Annotated in this window: 9 protein-coding genes and 1 pseudogene; 4 read left to right on the top strand and 6 right to left on the bottom strand. The window is 64.2% G+C overall.

Going from position 1 to position 7,148, the window contains the following annotated elements:
- Positions 1-18: 18 nt before the first annotated feature.
- Genes EN939_RS14620 through EN939_RS14605 form a run of 4 tightly spaced genes read right to left on the bottom strand, consistent with a single transcriptional unit; the run spans position 19 to position 2,810 of the window.
- On the bottom strand, positions 19-783 hold the full coding sequence (locus EN939_RS14620; RefSeq protein ID WP_127268570.1) for a GNAT family N-acetyltransferase: 765 nt from the start codon (positions 781-783) through the stop codon (positions 19-21).
- A complete protein-coding gene (locus EN939_RS14615; protein ID WP_127268569.1) occupies positions 780-1,556 on the bottom strand; it encodes an AAA family ATPase in 777 nt (258 codons plus the stop codon). The genes EN939_RS14620 and EN939_RS14615 overlap by 4 nt, the downstream gene beginning before the upstream one ends.
- Positions 1,556-1,978 (bottom strand): VOC family protein, encoded by a 423-nt coding sequence (locus EN939_RS14610; protein ID WP_127268568.1) that lies wholly within the window; start codon positions 1,976-1,978, stop codon positions 1,556-1,558. Before EN939_RS14610 ends, EN939_RS14615 begins: the two co-directional genes overlap by 1 nt.
- A 10-nt stretch (positions 1,979-1,988) precedes the next feature.
- Positions 1,989-2,810 (bottom strand): enoyl-CoA hydratase, encoded by an 822-nt coding sequence (locus EN939_RS14605; protein WP_127268567.1) that lies wholly within the window; start codon positions 2,808-2,810, stop codon positions 1,989-1,991.
- Positions 2,811-2,951: 141 nt separating this feature from the next.
- On the opposite strand from EN939_RS14605, the gene EN939_RS14600 reads away from it, so the two are divergent.
- From EN939_RS14600 to rpsI, 3 genes are all read left to right on the top strand, one after another.
- A complete protein-coding gene (locus tag EN939_RS14600) occupies positions 2,952-3,416 on the top strand; it encodes a PaaI family thioesterase (protein ID WP_027162402.1) in 465 nt (154 codons plus the stop codon).
- Between the two features lie 215 nt (positions 3,417-3,631).
- Entirely contained in the window at positions 3,632-4,096 is a 465-nt protein-coding gene (gene rplM / locus EN939_RS14595) for a 50S ribosomal protein L13 (protein ID WP_013532205.1), read from the top strand.
- Between the two features lies 1 nt (position 4,097).
- Positions 4,098-4,580 carry a 30S ribosomal protein S9 gene (gene rpsI / locus EN939_RS14590; protein WP_023810272.1) on the top strand — a complete coding sequence of 161 codons (483 nt, stop codon included), beginning with the start codon at positions 4,098-4,100 and terminating at the stop codon, positions 4,578-4,580.
- 196 nt (positions 4,581-4,776) lie between these two features.
- Here rpsI and EN939_RS14585 read toward each other — a convergent pair whose 3' ends face one another.
- Positions 4,777-5,676, bottom strand: coding sequence for a LysR family transcriptional regulator (locus EN939_RS14585; protein WP_127268566.1), 900 nt, complete (start codon positions 5,674-5,676; stop codon positions 4,777-4,779).
- Positions 5,677-5,767: 91 nt separating this feature from the next.
- On the opposite strand from EN939_RS14585, the gene EN939_RS14580 reads away from it, so the two are divergent.
- A complete protein-coding gene (locus EN939_RS14580; protein WP_127268565.1) occupies positions 5,768-6,655 on the top strand; it encodes an aldo/keto reductase family oxidoreductase in 888 nt (295 codons plus the stop codon).
- 180 nt (positions 6,656-6,835) lie between these two features.
- Here the strand turns inward: EN939_RS14580 and EN939_RS14575 are convergent.
- Positions 6,836-7,148: pseudogene (locus EN939_RS14575) on the bottom strand (DUF4996 domain-containing protein); the annotation flags it as partial.

Below are 7,148 nucleotides of genomic sequence, written 5' to 3'. Positions count from 1 at the left end.
ATGTAGGTGTTGTCGTAGCTATCGTGGTTCATGCGGCTTCCTGCGGTAGTGGTATCGGTAAAGTTCACGGCTGAACCCAAGCGAGGCATAGAGAGCGCGAGCCGGCGTGTTGTCGACCACCACCTGCAAGCATGCGGCGTGAACCCCTGCCCGCCGCGCCCAGCCGATGAGGCCGCCGACAGTCTTGCGGCCCAGACCTTGCTGCCTGAAACGGCCATCGGTTTCAACCGATTCCACCACAAGCAGGCCATTGCGGATGACGCCATAGGCCAAGGCGGCAATTTCGCTGTCGCGTTCACAGGATACGAACGCCCGGTCGCCGACGATCAGCCCGGTCATCTCGCGAAAGATGCGGCACTCGGCGTCGTCAAAGGTCCCCATGCGGAACCGCGCCGCGAGCCAGTCCTCGCCCGGCACTTTCGAAACGGTGACCTGCTCATCGCGGACTTCAGCCAGGTCGCCGATCCCGGCATGGAGATGGATCGTGCCGCCTTCCGGCTGGTATCCGCGATGGTCGAGTATGGCTTCGAGCTCGCCGGCGATGTCGGGAACCCGAAACAAGGGCGTCTGGCCGTGGCCGATGTAGAAGGACTCGGCGGCGCCGATGACAGCATCCGGCGCGCCACGCTGGCCGCGCAAGGGATTGGCCGAATTGGTGCGCCGGATCCGTCCGCCGGAGCGCCGCAGGAGCCAGCCATCAAAGATCGCCCCGGTCGCCGCCGGCCAGCCTTCGCGGCATGCCTGCTCGACGCGCCAGTTGAGATCATCGTCGCCGGCGCTCACGCGTCATCCTCCCGCAGCGCTTCCTCCATGAACGCCTGCGGATCGGTACAGAAGTCGCGCATCATGCGAAAATGATCGGTATCGCTGAAATCGGTCGGGTCGAGCCCGAAGCGGCTGATGCGGAACAGCCGCGCGCCGGGACAAGCCATCAGCAGCGGCGAATGCGTCGCCATGATCACTTGCGCGGTGCCCGACTGGTCCATGCGCCGCAGCATCTTGAGCAGCTCGATCTGTCGCGTCGGCGACAGTGCGCTCTCGGGTTCGTCAAGGATGTAGATGCCCTGCCTGCGGCAGCGCTCCTCGAAAAATCGGATAAAGCCCTCGCCATGCGACCAGGACAGGAAGTCCGGCGGCGCCCCGCCAGACTGCAGCGCTGCCTGATCGAGATAGCGGGCCACGGAGTAGAAGGATTCGGCGCGAAAGAACCAGCCGGCGGTGACTTTCGGCAGCCAGTGACCACGGAATGCGTTGGCCAACGCAGCACCACTCTTGTCGATAGCGCTGGAATGGTCGACTGGCATATATCCCTTGCCGCCGCCGGCTTCGTCATAGCCGGCCAGTGCGCCGATCGCCTCGAGCAGCGTCGATTTGCCGGTGCCGTTCTCGCCGACAATGATGGTGATCGGCGTGGTGAATTCGAGTTCGAACTCATGGCCGCGAAACAGCGGTAGATTCCAGGGATATTTCTCCCAGTCCGCCACGCGCTCGGCGTCGAGCAGGATGCGCTTCAGATAGGGAGCCTTTAGCCGCGTCAGCTGCTTGCGATGGGCCATCAGCCAGGTAGCGAAATCGTGCCGTCTTCCGCGATCGGAAAGGCAGGATTGTGCGCCACTTCCCAGACATGCCCGTCGGCGTCGGCGAAATAGCCGTACCAGCCGCCCCAAAAGGCCCGGCCGGCCGGCTTGACGATGCGGCCGCCGGCTTTTTCCGCCCTGGCGAGCACGTCGTCGACTTCGGCGTCGGAACGAGTGTTGTAGGCGAGGTAGACCGCCGATGGCGCCGCGGCGAAGGCGATGCCGGAATCCTCTTCTGCGCTGGCGCGCGGGAACAGGCCGAGGATGACGCCGCCCATCTGGAAGAAGGCGACCCCGTCGGTGATGGCGGCATGCCGCTTCAAGCCCATCTCTTCGTAGAAGCGCACGGCGCGGTCTAGATCATCGGTAGCAATGGTGATGATGGAGATGCGCGGTTCCATGACGTTCTCCTTACTCGTCCTTCCATTCCGGCTTGCGCTTGCCGATGAAGGCGCCGATGCCCTCCTCCGCGTCGCGCGCAAGCATGTTCTCGACCATGATCCGGCCGGTATAGGCATAGGCGTCCGCGAGGCCCATTTCAGCCTGGGCGTAAAAGGCTTCCTTGCCGGTCTTGACCACCAAAGATGATTTGGAAGCAATGGTTTGCGCGTATTTGGTGACGATCTGATTCAGGTATTCGCGCGGCACGACGCGGTTGACCAGGCCGAACTCCTTGGCGGTCGCCGCATCGATCGTCTCTCCGGTCAGCAGCATCTCCATGGCATGCTTGCGCGAAACGTTGCGCGACAGCGCCACCATCGGCGTCGAGCAAAACAGCCCGATATTGACGCCCGGCGTGCAGAAGGTCGCTTCGTGCGAGGCGATCGCCAGATCGCAGCTGGCGACCAGTTGCAGCCCAGCGGCGGTGGCAAGGCCGTCAACCTCGGCGATCACAGGCACGGGATGGCGCACGATGGCCTGCATCAGCGTCGCACAAGCGGCAAACGTCTCTGCGAAGAAGGCCTTGCCATGATCGGCGTCAGTGCGGCGCGCCGTCATTTCCTTGAGATCATGGCCGGCGCAGAACACCTTGCCGGCCGCCGACAAAACGATGACGCGAACGGCCTTGTCGGCCTTGGCGCGCTCGAGTTCGGCCGTCAGCGCCGCCATCACCGCCAGCGACAGCGCGTTGGCTGGCGGATTGGCGAGCGTCAGGCGCAGCACGCCCTTGTCCAGTTGTGCAACAACCGGACCTTCAACGGCGGCAGGCTTGATGGCAAGGATTTCGGCCATGGATAAGGTCTCCGCGATTCCGCCTGGGCTATCTAATACCGGATCAGGTTTCGTCCAACACCGATCGCTTGCGCCAGGGGACGAAGGTTGTCAGAAATGCCGCGCCGCGCCCATACAGGTCGGCCAAAACGAGAGACCGACATGCCCGCCCAAACCAATTTGAAGCCGGTTCTGACCGCGCAACAAGTCAATGCGCTGATGGAGACCGTCTATCCGCAGCTCAACGAGCAGTTCAAATATTTCGAGGCGATCGACGTGTTCCCCGGCGGCTGCACCGTGCGGCTCAACGCCGGCGAGCGGCACCTGCGTCCGGGCGGCACGGTGTCCGGCCCTTCGCTGTTCACGCTGGCCGACATTGGCGGCTACGTCTGCGTGCTCAGCCATGCCGGGCCGGATGCGCTTTCCGTTACCGTCAACCTCGACATCAATTTCGTGCGCAAGGCAGAGGCCGGACCGATCGACGGCCACTGCCGCATCCTGAAGCTGGGCAAGAGCCTGATGGTGTTCGACATCGACATCGTTGCCGGCCCGGACGGGCACACGGTGGCGCACGCCACCGGCACCTATTCGATCCCGCCGAAGCGGAATGGCGATGTGGTAAAATAATACCTTTCACTTAACTTATTGTTTTCGCCGCATTTTGTCAGATATTCTCCTTTTCGCGCGCCTTGACGCGATCACCACCCTCGCCTATAAGCCCTCACGAAGCAGCGGCCCGCAAAGGCCGCCGTTTTGTTATTGGCGGCGGGCAGCGTCCTTCCGACAATCCAAGCAACAAGAAACGCCTTCTCTTATGAAGGTCAGAACCGAGAGCAGAAAACATGACAACCTTTTCGCAGAAGCCTGCGGATGTGGTGAAGAAGTGGATCCTGATCGACGCCGAAGGTCTCGTCGTCGGTCGTCTGGCCACTGTCATCGCCAATCATCTTCGCGGCAAGCACAAGCCGACCTTCACCCCGCATGTCGACGACGGCGACAACGTCATTGTCATCAATGCCGACAAGGTGGTGTTCACCGGCAAGAAGTTCACCGACAAGGTCTATTACTGGCACACCGGCCACCCAGGCGGCATCAAGGAGCGCACCGCGCGCCAGCTGCTCGAGGGTCGTTTCCCCGAGCGTGTCGTCGAGAAGGCCGTTGAGCGCATGGTCCCACGTGGCCCGCTCGGCCGTCGCCAGATGAAGAACCTGCGCGTCTATGCAGGTGCCGAGCATCCGCATGTCGCACAGCAGCCCGTCGTGCTCGACGTGGCCAAGCTGAACGCCAAGAACAAGAAGGTCGCATAAGATGGCTGAGCTTTCCTCGCTCGCAGAACTGGGCGCCGCCACCGGCAACACCAATACCCAGCCGGCAGCCCCCGTCCACGTCCAGAAGCTCGACAAGTCGGGCCGCGCCTATGCCACCGGCAAGCGCAAGAACGCCATTGCGCGCGTCTGGGTGAAGCCGGGTTCCGGCAAGATCATCGTCAACGACAAGGAATTCGCGACCTATTTCGCGCGTCCGGTCCTGCAGATGATCCTCAACCAGCCGATCATCGCCTCCAACCGCGCCGGCCAGTACGACATCGTCGCGACCGTTGTCGGCGGCGGTCTCTCCGGCCAGGCTGGCGCCGTGCGTCACGGCATCTCCAAGGCGCTGACCTATTACGAGCCGACGCTGCGCGCCGTGCTCAAAAAGGGCGGCTTCCTGACCCGCGACAGCCGCGTCGTCGAGCGCAAGAAGTACGGCAAGGCGAAAGCCCGTCGTTCGTTCCAGTTCTCGAAGCGCTAAGCGTTCCGCAGCTTCAGACAATCGAAAAGGCCGCCTCCGGGCGGCCTTTTTGTTTGCGGCTCGGCAGTCACCCCACCCGCGCCTGCGGCGCGACCTCCCCATCGAGGGGAGGTAGAAGAGCGCGACGCCCTACCTCCCCTCGATGGGGAGGTCGGCGCGTAGCGCCGGGTGGGGTGAAGGCGCCGGCATAAACAGGTCAGGCCTTGCCGCCCTTGATATAGTCGATGAACGCCCGCAGCGGGGCCGGCACCAGCCGCCGGCCGGGATAATAGAGGAACGGTCCGGGAAAACTCGGCCACCACGGTTCGAGAATGGGCTCAAGCGCGCCGCTTTCGAAGTAGGGGCGAAGCCAGCCCTCGAAGAGGCCGATGATGCCGGTGCCGGCGATGGCCGCATCGACGGCAAGATCGGTCGCGCCGCCGATCCGCACGATCAGCGGCCCTGTCGGATCGACCCGCACCACCTCACCGTCGCGCTCGAACTCCCAAGGCAGCATCGCACCGCTGGCAAAGCGCCCGCGCACGCAAGAGTGGCCAAGCAGGTCGCTCGGGTGTTGCGGCCGCCCATGACGAGCAAGATAGGCAGGGCTGGCAGCGGTGGCGAAGCGCTGCACGCGCGGTCCGATCGGCACCGCGATCATGTCCTGCTCCAGCCGCTCGTCATAGCGGATGCCGGCGTCACACCCGGCCGCCAGCACATCGACAAAGTTCTCATCGGCGATCACTTCCAGACGGATGCCGGGATAGGCGGCGAGGAAACCCGGCACGATATCCGGCAATATCAGCCGCGCGGCGCTGACCGGCACATTGAGACGCAGCGAACCCGCCGGCCTGTCGCGAAAGCCGTTCACCACATCCAGCGCCGCCTCCACCTCCGACAGCGCCGGGCCGAGCCGCTCCAGCAGGCTGAGGCCCGCCTCGGTCGGGACAACGCTGCGCGTCGTGCGATTGAACAACCTGACACCAAGCTGCGCTTCCAGGCGACGCACCGCCTCACTCAAGCCGGAGGCGCTGCCGCCGCTCGCACGCGCGCCATCGCGAAAACCGCCGGCGCGCGCCACCGCCACGAAGGCGTTCAGGTCACTGAGGTCCATCATTGTTCGCCATTCCGCACGGCCTGTGTGGATTGTACCGGATTATCACGAGGTTGGGCAGCGCCTATCTCTGCCTCCTCAAAGGAGATCAATCATGTCCAATATCCAACAATCCGGCACCTTCGCCCCCGCCACCTTCAAGCTTGGCAGCCGCACCGTGAAGCGGCTCGGCTACGGCGCCATGCAGCTCGCCGGGCCCGGCGTGTTCGGGCCGCCCAAGGACCATGACGCGGCATTGGCCGTGCTGCGCGAGGCGATTGCGCAGGGGATCGACCATATCGATACCAGCGACTTCTACGGCCCGCACGTCACCAACCGGCTGATCCGCGAAGCACTGGCACCCTACCCCGACGATCTCGTCATCGTCACCAAGATCGGTGCGCGGCGCGGGCCCGATGGCTCCTGGCTGCCGGCTTTCTCTCCCGAGGCGCTGACCCAGGCGGTGCACGACAATCTAAGCAATCTTGGGCTCGATGTGCTCGACGTCGTCAACCTGCGCATCATGTTCGATACCCATGGCCCCGCCGAGGGATCGATCGAAGCGCCACTCACCATCCTGGCCGGGCTTCAGCAAAAAGGTTTGGTCAGGCATATCGGGCTGAGCAACGTGACGCCGGCGCAGATCGCCGAAGGGCGCCGTATCGCCGAGATCGTCTGCGTGCAGAATCAGTACAATCTTGCGCATCGCGGCGACGACGCCCTGATCGACGACCTTGCCCGCGACGGCATCGCCTATGTGCCGTTCTTCCCGCTCGGCGGCTTCAACCCGCTGCAATCCTCCACCCTGTCGGACGTCGCAACGCGCCTCGGCGCCACGCCAATGCAGATTGCGCTCGCCTGGCTGCTGCGCCGCGCGCCCAACATCTTGCTGATTCCCGGCACATCGTCGGTCGGACATTTGCGGGAGAACCTCGCTGCGGCTGAACTCAAGCTTTCAGGGGATGTGCTTCAGGAGTTGGATGGGATGGCCAAGGCGGCGTAAGGCGCGACCAGTTTCCCCCTTTGAGGGGGAGATGTCGCCAAAGGCGACAGAGGGGGTCGGCACGACCGGGCGCGACCTCCTGCGGCAGATGAAGGTTGGCGCTCTGTGCGCGGCGACCCCCTCTGGCCTGCCGGCCATCTCCCCCTCAAGGGGGGAGATCGCTGTTCCAGCGGCGAGCCTCTAGTTGATACTCGCCGTATTCGCCGGCTCGGCCGGCCGCGCCTCATTGGCATAAGGCACGCGAAAACCATTCGCCGTCAGCCATACGATGGCTGCCTTCGGCTCGTCCGTCTGGATGATTGTGGCGCCGCGATCGGCCCAAAAACCCCAGACTTCGCGCGGCAGGCTGGCCTGCACCGCCAGTTCGTCGCCGCGGCCGCCGGCAAGGAAGCCGCCCGGCTTGTTGGCGATGGCGTAGGTGTCGGCCCAGATGTGCCAGTTGCCCCTGACCGCGGCCGCGCGCATGCGCATGCTGAACAACGGTCCGCCGGTC

Origin of the sequence: Mesorhizobium sp. M7A.F.Ca.CA.002.05.1.1, assembly GCF_003998335.1 — a bacterium.
Classification (GTDB): domain Bacteria; phylum Pseudomonadota; class Alphaproteobacteria; order Rhizobiales; family Rhizobiaceae; genus Mesorhizobium.
Note: the sequence above shows the minus strand (reverse complement) of the source record. Positions and strands in the feature narration are given on the sequence as shown.

Coding starts and splice junctions, on each gene's coding strand:
- EN939_RS14615 (WP_127268569.1), bottom strand. CDS start 1,556: ATGGCCCATCGCAAGCAGCTGACGCGGCTAAAGGCTCCCTATCTGAAG.
- EN939_RS14610 (WP_127268568.1), bottom strand. CDS start 1,978: ATGGAACCGCGCATCTCCATCATCACCATTGCTACCGATGATCTAGAC.
- EN939_RS14605 (WP_127268567.1), bottom strand. CDS start 2,810: ATGGCCGAAATCCTTGCCATCAAGCCTGCCGCCGTTGAAGGTCCGGTT.
- EN939_RS14600 (WP_027162402.1), top strand. CDS start 2,952: ATGCCCGCCCAAACCAATTTGAAGCCGGTTCTGACCGCGCAACAAGTC.
- rplM (WP_013532205.1), top strand. CDS start 3,632: ATGACAACCTTTTCGCAGAAGCCTGCGGATGTGGTGAAGAAGTGGATC.
- rpsI (WP_023810272.1), top strand. CDS start 4,098: ATGGCTGAGCTTTCCTCGCTCGCAGAACTGGGCGCCGCCACCGGCAAC.
- EN939_RS14585 (WP_127268566.1), bottom strand. CDS start 5,676: ATGATGGACCTCAGTGACCTGAACGCCTTCGTGGCGGTGGCGCGCGCC.
- EN939_RS14580 (WP_127268565.1), top strand. CDS start 5,768: ATGTCCAATATCCAACAATCCGGCACCTTCGCCCCCGCCACCTTCAAG.